Below are 18,516 nucleotides of genomic sequence, written 5' to 3'. Positions count from 1 at the left end.
TGTCACCTGAGTATCCGAGGACGATATCTGATGTACTTTCAGCCTCCCTATGGCGCCTCCGGCGCTTACCCCCCGAAGCAGGGCATGTACAACCCGGCATTCGAGAAGGATGCCTGCGGCCTAGCCATGGTCGCCACCCTGCGCGGAACCGCAGGACACGACATCATCGAGTTGGCGCTGCAAGCGCTACGCAACCTTGAGCACCGCGGTGCGATCGGCTCTGACGCCGGCACCGGAGATGGTGCCGGCATCCTCACCCAGATGCCAGACGCTTTTCTGCGTGAAGTCACCGACTTCGAACTGCCCGACGCCGGCGAATACGCCGCCGGGCTCGCATTCCTCCCCCTGCAAGCAGGCGAACGCCGTGCACAGAAGGCCGGGGTCGAGAAGATCGCCCGCGAAGAAGGGCTCACGGTCCTCGGTTGGCGCGCGGTGCCGACCGCCAACCAGCACCTGGGAAAGCTCGCCGATGAAGTGCGTCCCGCTTTCGAACAGCTTTTCGTCGCCACCAACCCTGCGCCGGGTGACGGGCAGCGCCTGGCCGGCATCGCGCTCGATCGCGTCGCATACCGGTTACGCAAGCGCGCCGGGCATGAGCTCGGCGCGTATTTTGTCTCCCTGTCGAGCCGCACGCTCGGTTACAAGGGCATGGTCACGACGTTGCAGCTGGAGCCCTTCTACCCGGACCTGCAAGACCAGCGTTTTGCTTCCGAGCTTGCCGTCGTGCACTCGCGCTACTCGACCAACACCTTCCCGTCCTGGCCGCTGGCTCAGCCGCTGCGCATGCTGGCGCACAACGGCGAGATCAACACCGTCGGCGGCAACCGCAACTGGATGCGCGCACGCCAGTCACAGCTCGAGTCCGAGCTGCTCGGTGACATCCGCCCACTTCTGCCCATCTGCACACCCGGAGCCAGCGACTCTGCCTCCTTCGATGAGGTGCTCGAACTGCTGACGCTCTCTGGCCGCAGTCTGCCGCATGCCGTCATGATGATGGTGCCCGAGGCCTATGAGAAGCAGACCGACCTGTCGCCGGAGCTTCGCGCTTTCTACGACTACCATTCCATCCAGATGGAGCCGTGGGATGGCCCGGCCGCGCTCATCTTCACCGACGGCTCGGTCATCGGCGCGACGCTTGATCGCAATGGGCTGCGCCCCGGCCGGTGGACAGAGACGACTGACGGACTCGTCGTCATCGGCTCCGAGACCGGCGTGCTCGAATTCGAGCCCGAGCGCATCAAGCGGCGTGGACGCCTGCAGCCCGGCAAGATGTTCGTCGTCGACACGGCAGCGGGTCGCATCGTCGAAGACGAGGAGATCAAGCAGGAACTGGCCACGATGCATCCGTGGCAGAAATGGCTCGATGCCGGCGCCGTGCGCCTGGCTGACCTGCCCCAGCGTGAGCACATCGTTCACCCGCCCGCATCGATCACCCGACGTCAGCGCACGTTCGGCTACACCGAAGAAGAAGTGCGCATCCTGCTCACTCCGATGGGGCAGAACGGCGCCGAACCGCTCGGAGCCATGGGCTCTGATACACCGATCGCTGTGCTGAGTGATCGTCCGCGCCTGCTGTTCGACTACTTCATTCAGCAGTTCGCGCAGGTGACCAACCCGCCACTGGACTCGATCCGCGAAGAGGTCGTCACCAGTCTCGCTCTGGGCCTGGGGCCAGAGCGCAATCTGCTTGCCTGGGGGCCTGAGCACACGCACACGGTGACGCTCGATTTCCCGGTGATCGACAACGACGAGCTCGCCAAGATCCGCCATATCGACAAGGCCCTCGACGGCCGCTCGGCCGTCACCCTCCGCGGTCTCTACCACTTCGACGCGGGCGCTCATACGATGCAGGAGCGGCTGAAGCAGATGTGCGCCGAGGCGGATCAGGCGATCGCCGATGGCGCGGAGTTCCTGATTCTGTCGGATCGCGACTCCAATAAGGATCTCGTTCCGATCCCCTCGCTGCTGATGACCTCGGCGATCCACCACCACCTCATCCGGCGTGAGAACCGCATGAAGGTCGGGCTGATCGTCGAAGCTGGCGATGTGCGCGAGGTGCACCATGTCGCCACGCTGATCGGCTACGGCGCCTCAGCTGTCAACCCCTACCTCGCGATGGAGACCGTCGAACATCTCGTTCGCACCGGATTCATCACGGGCGTCTCGGCCGAGCAGGCCGTTCGAAATCTGATCTATGCGCTCGGCAAAGGCGTGCTGAAGATCATGTCCAAGATGGGCATCTCCACCGTGTCGTCGTATGCGGGAGCCCAGGTCTTCGAGGCTGTCGGGCTGAGCCAAGAACTCGTCGACGCCTACTTCACCGGCACCGAGACCAAACTCGGTGGCATCGGGATCGAAGACATCTTCGCTGAGAACCAGTCGCGCCACGACTACGCCTACCCCGAAGATGCGGCCGCTCGTGCACACGAACGACTGTGGACCGGGGGAGAGTATCAGTGGCGTCGGGATGGTTCGCCGCACCTGTTCAATCCGGAGACAGTGTTCCGGCTGCAGCATTCCACGCGCAACAGGCGGTACGACATCTTCCGCGAGTACACGAAGCTCGTCGATGAACAGGCCGCTGAACTCAAGACACTGCGCGGCCTGTTCTCGCTGCGCACCGGGACGCGCCCTCCCGTTCCGCTCGATGAAGTCGAACCCGTCAGCGCGATCGTGAAGCGATTCTCGACCGGCGCCATGAGCTACGGATCGATCTCGCGGGAGGCGCATGAGACCCTGGCGATCGCGATGAACCGCCTCGGTGCCAAGTCGAACACCGGCGAGGGCGGCGAAGACGTCGATCGTCTGCTCGACCCCGAACGCCGCAGCGCCATCAAGCAGGTCGCTTCCGGTCGCTTCGGCGTCACGAGCCTGTATCTCACCGAGGCCGATGACATCCAGATCAAGCTCGCGCAGGGCGCCAAGCCCGGCGAGGGCGGTCAGCTGCCGCCGACCAAGGTCTACCCCTGGGTGGCCCGAACCCGTCACGCAACAGCTGGCGTGGGCCTCATCTCCCCGCCACCGCACCATGACATCTATTCGATCGAAGACCTCAAGCAGCTCATCTTCGATTTGAAGCGTGCCAATCCGAAAGCCCGCATCCACACCAAGCTCGTCAGCCAATCGGGCATCGGTGCGGTGTCGGCGGGCGTGGCCAAGGCGCTCAGCGATGTCATCCTCGTCTCCGGACACGACGGCGGAACCGGCGCGAGCCCGCTCAACTCCCTGAAGCACGCCGGCACGCCGTGGGAGCTCGGCCTCGCCGAGACGCAGCAGACGCTCATGCTCAACAGCATGCGCGACCGGGTCGTGGTGCAGGTCGATGGCCAGCTCAAGACCGGCCGCGACGTCATCATCGGTGCTCTGCTGGGCGCTGAGGAGTTCGGTTTCGCCACGGCGCCCCTCGTCGTGAGCGGATGCATCATGATGCGCGTGTGCCACCTCGACACCTGTCCGGTCGGCGTGGCAACCCAGAACCCCGCGCTGCGTGAACGCTTCACCGGCAAGCCCGAGTTCGTGGTGAACTTCATGGAGTTCATCGCCGAAGAGGTCCGCGAGCTGCTCGCAGAACTCGGATACCGCTCGCTGGACGAGATCGTCGGTCGTGCAGACCTGATCGAGACCAATGCCGCGATCGATCATTGGAAGGCCGATGGTCTCGATCTGACGCCGCTGCTCGAGGGACCGGCGTTCCCTGCATCCGAGCCGCGCCGCAGCGCCCGAGAGCAAGAGCATGGGCTCGCTGAGCATTTCGATGTTCAGCTGATCGAAATGGCCCAGGAAGCACTTACGGAGCGCTCGCCCGTCATCATCGAGCTGCCGATCCACAACACGGCGCGTGCGGTCGGCACGATGCTGGGCCACCATGTCACCTCGCGATTCGGATCAACCGGTCTGGCGCCCGAGACGATCGATGTGACCCTCCATGGCACGGCCGGTCAATCCTTGGGCGCTTTTCTCCCGCCGGGCATCATGCTTCGGCTGGAAGGAGACGCCAACGATTATGTGGGCAAGGGCCTTTCCGGGGGTGACATCACGATCCGCCCGCACCGCGATTCAGATATCGCACCGCATGCGAACGTCATCGCCGGCAACGTGATCGGTTACGGCGCAACCTCAGGAACTCTGTTCATCTCGGGCGTGGTCGGAGAGCGCTTCCTCGTCAGAAACTCCGGTGCCACCGCCGTCGTCGAGGGTGTCGGAGACCACGCCCTCGAATACATGACGGGCGGGGTCGCGGTGATTCTCGGGCACACCGGCCGCAACCTCGGCGCCGGGATGTCCGGCGGCGTCGCGTATGTGCACGCCCTGGCCGACGAGAAGGTCAACCAGCAGTCCCGTACCAGCGGCGAGTTGCGACTGGAGAAGCTCGATCGCGCTGATATGGAGGTGTTGCGGAGCCTGCTCACCGAACACGCTGAGCGCACGGCATCCCCGATCGCTCAGCAGATGCTCGCGGACTTCGAAACCGCGGCATCCGAATTCGTCAAAGTCCTGCCGCGTGACTTCGCCGCAGTGCAGACCATGCGTCAGGAGGCGGAGGCAGACGGGCTCGACCCGGATGGCGACGTCGTCTGGAGCCGGATCCTGGAGGTGACCGGTGGCTGATCCCAAAGGCTTTTTGAAGGTGACCGAGCGGGAGCTTCCCGCCCGCCGTCCGGTGCCGGTTCGCATCATGGATTGGAAAGAGGTCTACGAACCGGGTGACAAGCATGTGCTGCGTCGCCAGGCCGGCCGCTGCATGGATTGCGGCGTGCCGTTCTGCCACCAGGGCTGCCCGCTGGGAAACCTCATCCCGGAGTGGAACGATCTGACCTGGCGAGGCGAAGACCGTTCCGCCATCGAGCGTCTGCACGCCACCAACAACTTCCCCGAGTTCACCGGGCGCCTGTGCCCAGCCCCCTGCGAGAGCGCGTGCGTGCTGGGCATCAACCAACCCGCGGTGACCATCAAGCAGGTCGAAGTGTCGATCATCGATGAGGCCTTCTCGAAGGGATGGGTGCAGCCCCAGCCGCCCGAGCGACTCACCGGCAAGACTGTTGCGGTCGTCGGCTCCGGCCCCGCCGGCCTCGCCGCCGCCCAGCAGCTCACCCGCGCCGGTCACACAGTCGCCGTTTTCGAGCGCGACGACCGCATCGGCGGCCTGCTGCGCTACGGCATCCCCGATTTCAAGATGGAGAAACGCCATCTCGAAGCACGCCTGCGTCAGATGCAGGAGGAGGGCACCCGCTTCCGCGCTGGCGTCGAGATCGGCCGAGACATCGCGTGGGATGACCTGCGTGCGCGCTACGACGCCGTCGTAATCGCCACTGGTGCGACCGTGCCGCGCGATCTGCCCATTCCCGGCCGCGAGCTCGACGGTGTGCACTTCGCGATGGAGTACCTCGTCGAATCGAACCACGCGACTGCGGGAGACACGGTCGACGATCAGATCACGGCCGAAGGCAAGCACGTCGTCGTGATCGGCGGCGGCGACACGGGCGCAGACTGCATCGGCACCGCGCACCGTCACGGTGCCGCAAGCGTCACGAACCTCGCGATCGGAACGCAACCGAGCGCCGAACGCCCTGAGCACCAGCCGTGGCCGATGATGCCGACTGTCTTCGAGGTGCAGTCCGCGCACGAAGAGGGCGGAGAGCGTACGTACCTGGCGTCAACTGTCGAGTTCCTGTCGAACGAGGCCGGGGAGGTCCGGGCCCTCCGTGTCGCCGAGACAGAGTACGTCGACGGGCGCCGTGTTCCCAAGAGCGGCACCGAACGCGAGATTCCTGCCGACCTCGTCCTGATCGCCATGGGCTTCACCGGCCCGGAGAAGGACGGCTTCACAGAGGAGACGCTTCCTGCCGTGACCGATCGCGGAGCGTTCGAGCGTGATGGCTCCTACGAATCGAGCGTGCCCGGCGTGTTCGTCGCCGGCGATGCCGGTCGCGGGCAGTCACTCATCGTCTGGGCGATCGCTGAGGGTCGCGCGGCTGCCGCCGGTGTCGACCGCTTCCTCATGGGGGAATCGGTGCTTCCGGCTCCTGTGGCTCCGACCGATATCGCGATCACCCTCTAGGCCGCTAGGCTGGCTGAGGCACTGTCGCCAGTTCATTTCCTTACCCTTACCCTGGAGAATCTGTTGAGACGCGCGAAAATTGTGGCCACTCTAGGCCCGGCCACTTCTAGCTACGAGAACGTACGCGCCGTCATCGAAGCGGGGGTCGACGTTGCGCGCCTGAACCTCAGCCACGGCGACTACTCTGTTCACGATGCCAACTACGCCAATGTGCGTCGTGCGGCCGACGATGCGGGCAAGGCTGTTGCCGTGCTGGTCGATCTGCAGGGTCCGAAGATTCGCCTCGGCAAGTTCGAGGACGGCCCCTATGAGCTCGCCGCGGGCGATATCTTCAAGATCACCACCGAAGACATCATCGGTAACCGCGAGATCTGCGGCACGACGTTCAAGGGCCTGCCGCAGGACGTCTCACCCGGCGATTTCCTGCTGATCGACGACGGCAAGGTCCGCGTCGAGGTCGTCGAGACGGATGGAACCGTCGTCACCACGCGTGTCGTGGTCGCCGGCGCCGTCTCGAACAACAAGGGCATCAACCTGCCGGGCGTGGCGGTGAACGTCCCCGCTCTGAGCGAGAAGGACGAGTCCGACCTGCGCTGGGGCCTGCAGACCGGTGCTGACCTGATCGCGCTGTCGTTCGTACGCAACGCCTCCGATGTCGTGCGCGTGCACGAGATCATGACAGAGGAGGGCGTCAAGGTCCCGGTGATCGCAAAGATCGAGAAGCCGCAGGCCGTCGACGCGCTGGAAGAGATCGTCGACGCCTTCGACGGCATCATGGTCGCCCGTGGCGACCTCGGTGTCGAGCTTCCCCTGGAAGCCGTGCCGATCGTGCAGAAGCGGGCGGTGGAGCTCGCGCGACGCAACGCCAAGCCGGTGATCGTCGCGACGCAGATGCTCGAGTCGATGATCTCCAGCCCGGTGCCGACGCGTGCCGAGACCTCGGACGTCGCCAACGCCGTGCTCGACGGCGCCGATGCCGTGATGCTCTCGGGTGAGACGAGCGTGGGGGAGTACCCCATCGTGGTCGTCGAGACCATGGCTCGCATCGTCGAGTCCACGGAGGAGCACGGTCTCGAGCGCATCGCTTCGCTGACCACGAAGCCGCGCACGCAGGGCGGTGCGATCACGCTGGCGGCTCTGGAGGTCGCCGACTTCGTCGAGGCGAAGTTCCTGTGCGTGTTCACACAGTCGGGCGACTCGGCACGCCGTCTGTCGCGTCTGCGCTCACGCATCCCGATGATCGCGTTCACTCCCGAGCCGGGTATTCTGCGCCGGATGGCCCTGACCTGGGGCATCCGCTCGAAACTCGTCGAGCCGGTGCAGCACACCGACCTCATGTTCCTTCAGGTGGATGACTACCTCTTGGGCAACGGCCTCGCGCAAGAAGGAGACACGGTCGTCGTGATCTCCGGTTCCCCTCCCGGGATCGTGGGGTCGACCAACGACATCCGCGTTCACAAGGTCGGCGACGCTGTCAACGGCGCCGCGCCGATCTACAAGGAGAACAGCTAGATCATCGCAGAAACGGGGCGGAGCTTCGGCTCCGCCCCGTTTCTGGTACCCGGAGGATGGTCCCGCGGTGCCGGAGGACGAGCGGACATCGGCACCTCAGGAGGACGCGCGCTCCGTGCGGGGGCCGTAACGTCGGTGTCATGATCACAGCAGAAGGCCTCACGAAGAAGTTCGGAGACAAAACGGCCGTTCAGAATGTGTCGTTCGCTGTCAAGCCGGGTACGGTCACCGGTTTCCTCGGCCCCAACGGGGCCGGCAAGTCGACCACGATGCGCATGATCGTCGGGCTCGACAAACCCACGTCTGGACGCACATCGGTCAACGGGCAGGAGTACCGGCGGCTTCGCGCACCGCTCACGGAAGTGGGAGTGCTCCTCGATGCGAAGGCAGTGCACACCGGTCGGACCGCCAGAAACCATCTGCGCGCGATGGCAGCGACCCACGGCATCCCGAGCGCCCGCGTCGATGAAGTCATCGAGCTCGCCGGAATCGGACCGGTCGCTCGCAAACGCGCGGGAAAGTTCTCTCTCGGAATGGGACAACGCCTGGGGATCGCGTCAGCGCTGCTGGGCGACCCGCACACCCTCATTCTCGACGAGCCCGTCAACGGTCTCGACCCTGAGGGCGTGCGCTGGGTGCGTCAGTTCGTACGTCGCGCGGCTTCTGACGGCCGTACGGTGCTGCTGTCGAGTCATCTCATGAGCGAGATGGCGCAGACCGCCGATCACGTGATCGTGATGGGACGCGGGCAGGTGCTGGCGGACGCTTCGCTGGATGAACTCGTCAGTGCATGGACCAGGTCCACCGTGCGTGTGGTCAGCCCGCGCGCGGCCGATCTGGCGACAGCGGTCTCCGGCCCGGACGTCGAGATCATCAGCACCGCTCCCGGCTCTCTCGAGATCGTCGGTGTCCCGGCCGCTCAGATCGGCGACACGGCAGCGAGTCTCGGCATCCCGGTGCATGAACTCACTCCGACCAATGGGTCCCTCGAGGACGCCTACCTCGCACTCACCGGAGACTCCGTCGAGTACCGCACGAAGGAGATGTCATGACCGTCACCGTCGAACCATTCGCGCAGACACGCACCACGTCTGCACACCGCCTCACGTTTCTGCGCGCGCTGCGCAGTGAATGGATCAAACTCGCCTCGCTGCGATCGACCTGGTGGTCGATCGCAGTCACGGCATTCATCACGATCGGTGCTGCCCTGCTCGGGGCGTTCATGTTCACCGCACAGCCCATGGACGGTGTCGGGTTCGAGCCGATTCAGGCCGTGGTGTCTCCCGTGCAGTTCACCATGCTGCTGGCCGGGATCCTGGGGGTCATCGCCATCACCGGTGAGTACTCGACCGGCATGATCCGTTCGACACTGACGGCGGCTCCGGTGCGGGGCATGGTGCTCGCGGCGAAGGCGATGGTGGTCGCGGTCTTCCTCCTCATCACGTCGCTGGCGATCTTCTCGGCCGCAGCCGTCGTCGTGACCCCGATCTTCGCGGCCGCAGAAACCCCGTTCCCGTGGGACAGACCGGCTGACTCGCTGCTGCCGATTCTCGCTGCTGCCGTCTCCATGGCAGTCGTCGCGCTGATCGGCCTGTCCTTCGGGTTCGTGCTGCGCGCCGCGGCCGGTGCGCTTTCAGCCACCGTGGGGCTGCTGTTCGTCCTCCCGATTGTCATGTCACTGTTCGCCACCACGGATCCGGCATGGCAGTGGATCACCGAGGTGAGCTCTCGACTGCCGATGACAGCCGCACAGAGTGCGATTCTGCCGCAGAACGACTGGGGCCTGGACGCCGGCGGTGCGTATCTGACGCTCGCGGCATGGGTCGCGGCCGGAATGGCATCGGCATGGGCTGTTCTGCGCACTCGCGACGCGTGAGAGACAGCACGAGCAGGTGCTGACGCGTAAAGTCGGGACTGTGTTGACCTCACCCCGTCGTAGCTCATCGCTCCGCGAGGAGGATGAGCTGCGACTGCCGCGTCCGCCCGGAGTGATCCGGCGCTTCTGGGCTCGGCATCCTGTCGCCGGCGATGTCGTCATCGCGCTGGTGTGTCTGCTGTTATCTGCGGCCCCTGCGACGATCTTCACCTCGTCTCGCACGACTTCCGACGGTGGCTTCGCCGTCGTCGACGCTCCTCCGTTGGCGATGGCGATCACGATCACCGTCCTGGTCATGCTCGCCTGCGCGCTGCTGATCCGGCGCCGACGCTGGCCACTGGCGTCATTCGTGGCCGCATATGTCGTCGCGCATGCCTACCTGCTGCTCCTCGAGCCCGCAGGCGGCCCACTCCTGCTCGTCGCCAGCTACACCCTTGCGGTCCACCGTTCGACGCGCGCTGCATGGATCGGCCTTGCCGCCGGCATGGGCTCGTTGACGCTGTTCTCGCTGCTCCTTCATTGGACGGGGATCATCACGGTCCAGATCGCGCTGAACGGCATTCTCGGCCAGCTGACTTTAGCGCTCATCGGAACACTGATCGGCGCCAACGTCGGCGGTCGCAAACGCTATATCGAGGCCGTTATCGACAGATCTCGTCAGCTGCTCACCGAGCGCGACCAGCATGCGCAGATCGCTGCGGCGGCCGAGCGCGCACGCATCGCACGCGAGATGCACGACATCGTGTCGCACTCGCTGACCGTGATCGTCGCGCTGTCCGAGGGCGCCGCCGCGACCGAGGATCGTGGTCAGGGGCGGGCCGCCGCCGCCGCGGCGGCGGAGACCGCCCGTGGTGCACTCACCGAGATGCGTGCCATGCTGGGCGTGCTCAGAGACGGGGGAGCGGATGTCCCCCTTGCCCCAGCCGATCCCGTCGATCCCCGAGACACCGTGACCGCGGCCCAACGCGCAGGTTTCCCGGCCACGCTGACGATCAAAGGCAAACCCGGCGCATCAGCCGCGACCCGATACGCGATCGGCAGAATCGTGCAGGAGGGTGTCACCAACGCGATGCGACACGCTCCGCGCGCGAGCACGATCGCCGTCAGCATCGAACACACGGATACCGCGGTCACCGTCCTCGTCGACAACGACGGCGTCACCGGACCGACCGGCATACGTGGCTTCGGTCTTCGCGGTCTCCACGAGCGCGCATCGCATCTCAATGGCGAACTCCGCTCCGAGTCGGTCGGCGAGGGGCGCTGGTCATTGCACGCCACGCTGCCCGCTGATCAACCAGCGGCCGAGCAACGCGAGAACGAGGAATCATGACGGCCCCCATCCGCACTCTGCTCGTTGACGATCAAGCGCTCATCCGTGTGGGGTTTCGACTCGTGCTCGAGGCGGAGGCTGACATCGTCGTGGTGGGCGAGGCTGTCGACGGAGCGAACGCCATTGCCATGGCTGCGGAGCAGAGTCCGGATGTGATTCTGATGGACGTGCGGATGCCGGATACAGACGGAATCGCTGCCACCGAGGCGATCGTCACGGCGCGACCGGAGATCCGCGTCCTCGTGCTGACGACGTTCGATCTCGACGAATACGCCTTCGGCGCCATCCGGGCCGGGGCGAGCGGGTTCCTGTTGAAAGATGCGCAGCGCCATGAGCTGACGGCCGCTGTGCGCGCTGTTCATCGCGGTGACGCAGTGTTGTCACCGCGGGTGACCCGGCGCCTGCTCGAGCATGTGAGCCCCGGACTGGAACGGCCGCGCTCCACTGCGGCGGCGGATGCGGCAGCAATGCTCACGGAACGGGAGAAGGACGTGTTCGCCGCTATCGGACAGGGCCTCACGAACGCAGAGATCGCGCAGAGCCTGCACCTGAGCGAGTCGACCGTGAAGACGCACGTGGGCCGAGTCCTGATGAAGCTCAATGCGCGCGATCGCATCCACGTGGTGATTCTGGCCCATCAACTGGGGCTCAGCTGACATCTATGTGCCGGCGGTGGGACTCGAACCCACACGTCCTTTCGAACAAAGCATTTTGAGTGCTCCGCGTCTACCATTCCGCCACGCCGGCGTGCGTGTTGCGTATACGACTTTAGCGCAGGATGCCGACCACTTCCGCGCATCGCGGGTCTCAGGGCCGCGACACAGGAAGCTCTCTACTAGAATGAGTCTGTGACCGAGCAAGAACAGGCTGAACAGCCCACGTCATCCACCCCTCGACGCGTTGTCGTCGCCGAAGACGAGTCGCTGATTCGACTCGATATCGTCGAGATCCTCCGCGATAACGGCTACGAGGTCGTCGGCGAAGCTGGGGACGGCGAGACGGCCGTGGCCCTCGCGACAGAGCTTCGCCCCGATCTGGTCATCATGGATGTCAAGATGCCTCAGCTCGACGGCATCAGCGCCGCTGAGAAGCTGCACAAGAGCAATATCGCTCCGGTCGTGTTGCTTACCGCGTTCAGCCAGAAAGAGCTTGTCGAACGTGCGAGCGAAGCGGGCGCTCTCGCTTATGTGGTCAAGCCGTTCACCCCGAACGACCTGCTTCCCGCGATCGAGATCGCTCTGGCCCGTCACGAGCAGATCATCACGCTTGAGGCCGAGGTCGCTGACATGGTCGAGCGCTTCGAGACGCGCAAGCTCGTCGACCGTGCCAAGGGGCTTCTCAACGAGAAGATGGGCCTGAGCGAGCCCGAGGCGTTCCGTTGGATTCAGAAGGCGTCGATGGACCGCCGCCTGACCATGCAAGATGTCGCCAAGGCGATCATCGAGCAGTTGGCGCCCAAGAAGGACTGAGCGCGCCGCGGCTCCGTCCGGGAATTCTAGGCGTCTCGCGGGCGGTCCTTGATCATGTTGGTGATGCGGATCGTGGAACAGCGACGCCCCTGATCATCGCTGACCACGATCTCGTGGACCGCTATGCTGCGGCCGAGATGGACGGGCGTGCATACGCCGGTCACGACGCCGGATGTCGCCGATCGCGTGTGCGTGGCGTTGATGTCGACGCCGACGGCGAGTCGGCCCTCGCCGGCGGCGAGATTCGCTGCCATCGACCCGAGCGACTCACCCAGCACCACGTATGCACCGCCGTGCAGGAGCCCGACCGGCTGCGTATTGCCTTCGACGGGCATGGTCGCGACACTGCGTTCGATGGAGAACTCGGTGAACTCGATTCCCATCTTCTCGGCCAGAGCTCCCATGCCGCGCTGTGCTGCCCAGTTCAAACCGGATGTCAGGGTGCTATCACTCACTTGTCCTCCTCACGCATGTCCGTCGTCCTCGTTAGGCTGGCAGAGTGACGGACACCGCAAAGCCTACCCTCATGGTCGTCGACGGCCACTCGCTCGCATACCGCGCTTTCTTCGCGTTGCCGGTAGAGAACTTCACGACCAAAGACAATCAGCACACCAACGCCATCTACGGCTTCCTGTCGATGTTGGTCAATCTCATCAAGGCCGAGCGGCCCAGCCACATCGCGATCGCCTTCGACACCTCACGACACTCGTTCCGCACCGATGAGTACCCAGAGTACAAAGCGACGCGTTCTGAGTCTCCGCAAGAGTTCCGTGGTCAGGTGCCTCTGCTGCAAGATGTCCTCACGGCCATGTCCATCCCTGTGCTCACGAAAGAGGGCATCGAAGCTGATGATATTCTCGCTACGCTCGCCACGCAGGGCGCCGAGCAAGGCTACGATGTGCTCCTCGTCTCCGGCGACCGAGACACGATCCAGCTCGTCACCGATGAGGTGACGTTGCTGTATCCCTCGGTGCAGGGCGTCTCGCAGCTGAAGCGATACGATCCGGCCACCGTCGTCGAGCGTTATGGCGTGCGCCCCGAACAGTATCCCGACATCGCCGCGCTGGTCGGCGAGACGAGCGACAACCTACCGGGTGTGCCGAAGGTCGGCGAGAAGACCGCTGTCAAATGGTTGACTCAGTTCGGCAGCCTTGACGATCTCCTGGCCAGAGCCGATGAGATCAAGGGCGTCGTGGGCGGTAATCTCCGTGAGCACATCGACGACGTACGACGCAATCGCAAGCTCAACCGTCTGCTGACCGATGTCGAGCTGACCGTCGCCCCGGCCGATCTCGCGGTCACTCCGATCAATGCTCAGGCCGTGCGTGACATCTTCGCGCGTCTGGAGTTCCGCACGCTGCTGCCTCGCGTCTTCGATGCCGTCGGCGCCGGGGATGAGTCCGTTCACGGCGAACCCGCTGTTCCCGTCCCCGCTCCGGTCGAGGCAACCGGAGACGAGCTGGCCGACTGGCTGGCAGCGCAGGCAGAGGAGATCGCCATCACGATCGTGTCGAATGGCCAGGAGATCTCTCGTATCGGCATCGCGAGCGGAACGGAGCTGCGTGAGACCGATTGGAACGTCGAGGCCGCCGAGGCTCTTCGCCCCTGGCTCGAATCCGACGCTCCCAAGGTGTTGAGCGACGCGAAACCACAGGTGAAGGCCCTGCTGCACGCTGGCATCCGCCTGAGCGGTTTGGCGTATGACCCGATTCTCGCCGGCTGGCTGCTACGGCCGAGCTTTCCCGACAAGACGCTCGCGCATCTCGTCGATCGCTACCTTGATGAGAAGCTTCCCGAGGCTGATCCGTCGCAGCTCGTCCCCGAGACCGCTGGCGCGACGCCGTCACAGCAGGCGTGGTTCTCGTTACGCACGGCCACGGCCCTGCGCGCGGCTCTTCCTGATTCCGTTGCCGCGGTACTCACCGACATCGAGCTGCCCACGCTGCTCGTTCTGGCCGATATGGAGCTCGCGGGCATCGCGCTGTCGCATGAGGTGCTGTCGGCATTCTCGGGTGAGCTGGCCGCTCGCACAGCGGCCCTCGCCGCCGAGGCGTTCGCCCTCGTCGGTCGCGAGTTCAACCTCGGCTCGCCCAAACAGCTCCAGGAGGTGCTGTTCGAAGATCTGCAGTTGCCGAAGACACGGAAGACCAAGACGGGTTATTCGACCGATGCCGCGGTGCTGGCCGACCTGCGAGAGACGAATCCGCACCCCTTCCTCGATCAGTTGCTCCAGCACCGCGAGGCGACGAAGCTGCGGCAGATCATCGAATCGCTCGACACAGCGATCGAAGATGACTCGCGCGTCCACACGACCTATGTGCAGACGGGCAGCCAGACCGGGCGTCTGTCGAGCACCGACCCCAACCTGCAGAACATTCCGGTGCGCACGGAAGAGTCGCGGCGCATCCGCAGTGCGTTCGAAGTTGGCGAAGGCTTCGAAACCCTGTTGACGGCCGACTACTCGCAGATTGAGATGCGGATCATGGCGCATCTCTCCGGAGATGAGGGTCTCATCGAGGCGTTCAACACCGGTGAAGACCTGCACCGTTTCGTCGGCGCGCGCGTCTTCGGCGTCGAACCGGCCGATGTCACGCCCGCCATGCGCACAAAGGTCAAGGCCATGTCATACGGTCTCGTCTACGGACTGAGCGCGTTCGGGCTGTCGAAGCAGTTGCGCATCGAGCAGTCCGAGGCGAAGAAGCTCATGCTCGAGTACTTCGCTCGCTTCGGTGCCGTGCGTGACTATCTGCGCGCATCCGTCGTTCAAGCCAAGGAGGTCGGCTACACCGAGACGATCTTCGGTCGCCGTCGGCCGGTCCCCGACCTGTCGAGCCCCAACCGCGTGCTGCGCGAGAACGCCGAACGGGCGGCTCTCAACGCGCCCATCCAAGGCAGCGCGGCCGACATCATGAAGATCGCGCTGTTCCAGATCCACGCAGATCTACGAGAAGCCGGTCTCAGCTCGCGCGTGCTGCTGCAGATTCACGATGAGCTCGTCGTCGAGGTCGCACCGGGAGAGTGGGACTCCGCCGAGCAGATCGTACGCAGTCGAATGGCGGCGGCGGCCGAGCTCTCTGTGCCGCTCGACGTGCAGGTGGGCCGTGGTCGCGATTGGAACGAGGCCGCGCACTGACCCGCGCGGTGTAACGCACCGCAGTACGCTGAAAGGCATGACGACAATCCCTCGCACGCCCACAGCCATCGACAAGGTCGCCGAAGACTGGGTCGACACCGTTACCGTGCTCGAGCCGATTCTCGGGACGTACATCGGTCGCAATCGCGCCAACGATCACTACGCCGATCTGAGCCCGGAGGGTTACGACAACTACGCCGCAGAGGTACGCACGACGCTGAACGCTCTGCGCGACCTCGCCCCGGCCGACGCCGTCGACGAGGTCACCAAGACCGATCTGACCGCGGAACTCGAGCTCGACCTTGAGTTTCACGAGAGGCAGTGGCACCTGCGCGACCTGAACGTGCTCGCATCGGCGGCGCAAGACATCCGTCAGGTGTTCGACATCATGCCGACAGCCACGGCCGACGACTGGTCAGTCATCGCGGCACGTCTTTCCGCGGTTCCCGATGCGCTCAGCGGTTATGCCGCCAGTCTGCAGGAGGGAATCTCCCGGGGTGTCGTACCGGCACGACGCCAGGTGGTCGAGGTCGCCGATCAGATCGCGCGCTACACCGCCGACGACGGCTTCTTCGCACAGTTCGTCGCCGATGCCGCTCCCGCCGAAGGCGAACTTCCCGCGACGCTGGCTCGTGAGCTGGCGGATAATGCCTCATCAGCGCGCGTGGCGTACGACGAGTTACGACGTTTCCTCACCGGCACGCTGGCGTCCGCCGCATCCGAGGACGATGCCGTCGGCCGTGAACTCTATGCGTTGCACTCCCGTCGGTTCCTCGGCGCCGAGATCGATCTCGACGAGACCTATGAGTGGGGGAGGGAAGAGCTGGCCCGCATGGTGGCCGAACAGACATCGATCGCAGATGAGATCCTGTCCGGCTCCACAGTTGAAGAGGCCGTCGCTTATCTCGAAGCCGATTCCTCGCGCAAACTGCACGGAACCGATGCCCTGCAGAAGTGGATGCAAGAGACCAGCGACCGTGCCGTCGCAGAGCTCGGCAGAACGCATTTCGACATTCCGGAGCCGGTGCGCACGCTCGAGTGCATGATCGCGCCCACGCAGGAAGGTGGCATCTACTACACGGGCCCGACCGACGACTTCTCCCGGCCCGGCCGGATGTGGTGGTCGGTGCCCGAGGGCGTGACCGAGTTCGACACGTGGCGTGAGCTCACCACCGTGTACCACGAAGGCATTCCCGGCCATCATCTGCAGATCGGCCAGGCCGTGTACAACCGTGCCGAGCTGAACTCGTGGCGCAGGCTCCTGGGAGGCACCTCAGGCCATGCCGAGGGGTGGGCGCTGTACGCCGAGCGACTCATGCAGCAGCTCGGCTACCTGGATGATCCGGCCGATCGGCTCGGAATGCTCGACGGGCAGCGCATGCGCGCGGCGCGCGTGGTGCTCGATCTCGGCGTGCATCTGCAGAAACCGCGCCTGGACGGTTCCGGCACCTGGGACGCTGACTACGCTTTGAACTTCATGCGCCAGCACGTGAACATGTCAGACGAGTTCATCCGGTTCGAGGTCAACCGCTATCTCGGGTGGCCCGGCCAGGCACCCTCGTACAAGGTCGGTCAGCGCATCTGGGAACAGGTGCGTGATGCCTATCGAGCACGCCAGGGCGCGGCGTTCGACATCAAGACCTTCCACAAGCGCGCGCTCAACCTCGGCGGTGTCGGACTCGACACCCTGCGCAGTGCGCTGCTACGTGACGAGTCGCGCCCGACGGAGGGACCCGCCCTCACGTGAGCGCTCCCGTGCCGAGCCAGGCATCGCTGGCCGCTCGACTCGATAACCTGCCGTTCGCCCGTCGCCATCTGCGCCTGCTCACCGGTTCGGGATTGGGCTGGGCGTTGGACGCTATGGATGTCGGGCTCATCTCGTTCATCCTGGCGGCACTCGCTCAGCAGTGGGATCTCACCAACATGCAGAGCGGATGGGTCGCGTCCTTCGGCTTCATCGGGATGGCGTTGGGCGCGAGCCTGGGCGGGTTGCTGGCCGACAGGTTCGGCAGACGGCAGGTCTTCGCGGTCACGCTGCTGATCTATGGTGCGGCGACCGGCGCAAGCGCTCTGGTCGGCGGACTCGCCGTGCTTCTCGTGCTGCGGTTCCTCGTCGGATTGGGACTGGGAGCCGAACTTCCCGTCGCCTCGACCTACGTGAGCGAATTCGCGCCCGCGCGCATTCGCGGTCGCCTGATCGTGATCTTGGAAGCGTTCTGGGCGCTCGGCTGGACGGCGGCGGCCCTGATCGGCTATTTCGTGATTCCGCTGTCGGATGACGGTTGGCGATGGGCTTTCGCCCTCGGTGCCATCCCTGCGGTGTACGCGATTGTCGTTCGCTGGGGCCTGCCCGAGTCGCCGCGGTGGCTCGCATCGCGCGGCCGTATCGCGGAGGCGGATCGCATCGTATCCCGGTTTGAGACGGATGCCGATGTCGCCAGTCGCCCGCCGGCACAAGACCGTGCTGCCTCGGCGCCCATCGCCCAGACCGTGGGAGCGCGCGTGAGCGCACTCTGGGCCGCCGAGTTCCGCATCCGGACGCTGTGTATCTGGGCGGTCTGGTTCTGCGTGAATTTCGCCTACTACGGGGCGTTCATCTGGATTCCCAGCATCCTGGTCGACGCGGGCTACGATCTGGTGCGGTCCTTCGGTTTCACCCTCGTGATCACCCTTGCACAGCTGCCCGGCTACGCCGTGGCGGCCTGGCTGATCGAGGTGTGGGGTCGACGCGCGACACTTTCGGTCTTTCTCGTCGGCTCAGCCGTGGCCGCCTTGTTCTTCGGCAATGCCGTCGGGGAGGTCGCGATCATCGTCTCCGGCATGGCCCTGTCGTTCTTCAACCTGGGTGCCTGGGGCGCGCTGTACGCGGTCACCCCGGAGATCTATCCCACCTCCGTGCGTGCCACGGGTGCGGGCTGGGCCGCGGGAGTCGGGAGAGTCGCCTCGATCGTGGCGCCTCTGATGGTTCCGGTGCTGCTCGCGGCAGGCGGCGCTGCGGTTCTGTTCGGGGTCTTCGCGGCGTTCTTCGTCGTCGCAGCGGTTGCGGCATGGGGTCTGGTCGATCGCCGCGGACAGGCGCTGGATGATCGCTGATGACGTCACCTGCAACGCACGGGCATAGGCTGAGCGAGTGACTGG

General features: G+C 65.0%; 12 protein-coding genes and 1 tRNA gene. 11 read left to right on the top strand and 2 right to left on the bottom strand.

What is annotated here, in order from left to right:
- The first annotated feature begins 30 nt into the window (after positions 1-30).
- From gltB to Q1J95_RS00795, 7 genes are all read left to right on the top strand, one after another.
- Positions 31-4,608: a glutamate synthase large subunit gene (gltB, locus tag Q1J95_RS00825; protein WP_300265150.1), complete on the top strand. Its 4,578-nt coding sequence runs from the start codon at positions 31-33 to the stop codon at positions 4,606-4,608.
- Positions 4,601-6,058, top strand: coding sequence for a glutamate synthase subunit beta (locus Q1J95_RS00820; RefSeq protein WP_300265147.1), 1,458 nt, complete (start codon positions 4,601-4,603; stop codon positions 6,056-6,058). Before gltB ends, Q1J95_RS00820 begins: the two co-directional genes overlap by 8 nt.
- A 63-nt stretch (positions 6,059-6,121) precedes the next feature.
- Positions 6,122-7,570: a pyruvate kinase gene (gene pyk / locus Q1J95_RS00815; protein ID WP_300265144.1), complete on the top strand. Its 1,449-nt coding sequence runs from the start codon at positions 6,122-6,124 to the stop codon at positions 7,568-7,570.
- Between the two features lie 140 nt (positions 7,571-7,710).
- Complete coding sequence (locus tag Q1J95_RS00810; protein ID WP_300265141.1) at positions 7,711-8,622, top strand: ATP-binding cassette domain-containing protein; 912 nt, start codon at positions 7,711-7,713, stop codon at positions 8,620-8,622.
- Positions 8,619-9,446, top strand: a complete 828-nt coding sequence (locus Q1J95_RS00805) for an ABC transporter permease (RefSeq protein ID WP_300265138.1) — start codon at positions 8,619-8,621, stop codon at positions 9,444-9,446. The genes Q1J95_RS00810 and Q1J95_RS00805 overlap by 4 nt, the downstream gene beginning before the upstream one ends.
- A 40-nt stretch (positions 9,447-9,486) precedes the next feature.
- Positions 9,487-10,776, top strand: coding sequence for a sensor histidine kinase (locus Q1J95_RS00800; protein WP_300265135.1), 1,290 nt, complete (start codon positions 9,487-9,489; stop codon positions 10,774-10,776).
- The gene (locus Q1J95_RS00795) at positions 10,773-11,432 is read left to right on the top strand and encodes a response regulator transcription factor (protein ID WP_300265132.1); all 660 of its coding nucleotides are present in this window, start codon (positions 10,773-10,775) and stop codon (positions 11,430-11,432) included. The genes Q1J95_RS00800 and Q1J95_RS00795 overlap by 4 nt, the downstream gene beginning before the upstream one ends.
- Positions 11,433-11,440: 8 nt before the next feature.
- Here the strand turns inward: Q1J95_RS00795 and Q1J95_RS00790 are convergent.
- Positions 11,441-11,523, bottom strand: a tRNA-Leu gene (locus Q1J95_RS00790).
- Between the two features lie 101 nt (positions 11,524-11,624).
- On the opposite strand from Q1J95_RS00790, the gene Q1J95_RS00785 reads away from it, so the two are divergent.
- Positions 11,625-12,245, top strand: a complete 621-nt coding sequence (locus tag Q1J95_RS00785) for a response regulator (protein WP_300265129.1) — start codon at positions 11,625-11,627, stop codon at positions 12,243-12,245.
- A 26-nt stretch (positions 12,246-12,271) separates the two neighbouring features.
- Here Q1J95_RS00785 and Q1J95_RS00780 read toward each other — a convergent pair whose 3' ends face one another.
- Positions 12,272-12,649 (bottom strand): hotdog fold thioesterase, encoded by a 378-nt coding sequence (locus tag Q1J95_RS00780; protein ID WP_300265194.1) that lies wholly within the window; start codon positions 12,647-12,649, stop codon positions 12,272-12,274.
- Between the two features lie 95 nt (positions 12,650-12,744).
- On the opposite strand from Q1J95_RS00780, the gene polA reads away from it, so the two are divergent.
- From polA to Q1J95_RS00765, 3 genes are read left to right on the top strand one after another with little or no spacing between them, the layout of a single operon-like run.
- Positions 12,745-15,378 (top strand): DNA polymerase I, encoded by a 2,634-nt coding sequence (gene polA, locus Q1J95_RS00775; protein ID WP_300265126.1) that lies wholly within the window; start codon positions 12,745-12,747, stop codon positions 15,376-15,378.
- A 37-nt stretch (positions 15,379-15,415) separates the two neighbouring features.
- Positions 15,416-17,125: a DUF885 domain-containing protein gene (locus tag Q1J95_RS00770; protein WP_300265123.1), complete on the top strand. Its 1,710-nt coding sequence runs from the start codon at positions 15,416-15,418 to the stop codon at positions 17,123-17,125.
- On the top strand, positions 17,122-18,471 hold the full coding sequence (locus tag Q1J95_RS00765) for an MFS transporter (RefSeq protein ID WP_300265120.1): 1,350 nt from the start codon (positions 17,122-17,124) through the stop codon (positions 18,469-18,471). The genes Q1J95_RS00770 and Q1J95_RS00765 overlap by 4 nt, the downstream gene beginning before the upstream one ends.
- The last annotated feature ends 45 nt before the right edge of the window (positions 18,472-18,516 follow it).

The organism is Microbacterium sp. (assembly GCF_029263575.1).
Lineage (GTDB): Bacteria > Actinomycetota > Actinomycetes > Actinomycetales > Microbacteriaceae > Microbacterium.
Note: the sequence above shows the minus strand (reverse complement) of the source record. Positions and strands in the feature narration are given on the sequence as shown.

Coding starts and splice junctions, on each gene's coding strand:
- Q1J95_RS00770 (WP_300265123.1), top strand. CDS start 15,416: ATGACGACAATCCCTCGCACGCCCACAGCCATCGACAAGGTCGCCGAA.
- Q1J95_RS00795 (WP_300265132.1), top strand. CDS start 10,773: ATGACGGCCCCCATCCGCACTCTGCTCGTTGACGATCAAGCGCTCATC.
- Q1J95_RS00805 (WP_300265138.1), top strand. CDS start 8,619: ATGACCGTCACCGTCGAACCATTCGCGCAGACACGCACCACGTCTGCA.
- Q1J95_RS00810 (WP_300265141.1), top strand. CDS start 7,711: ATGATCACAGCAGAAGGCCTCACGAAGAAGTTCGGAGACAAAACGGCC.
- gltB (WP_300265150.1), top strand. CDS start 31: ATGTACTTTCAGCCTCCCTATGGCGCCTCCGGCGCTTACCCCCCGAAG.
- Q1J95_RS00780 (WP_300265194.1), bottom strand. CDS start 12,649: ATGGGAGCTCTGGCCGAGAAGATGGGAATCGAGTTCACCGAGTTCTCC.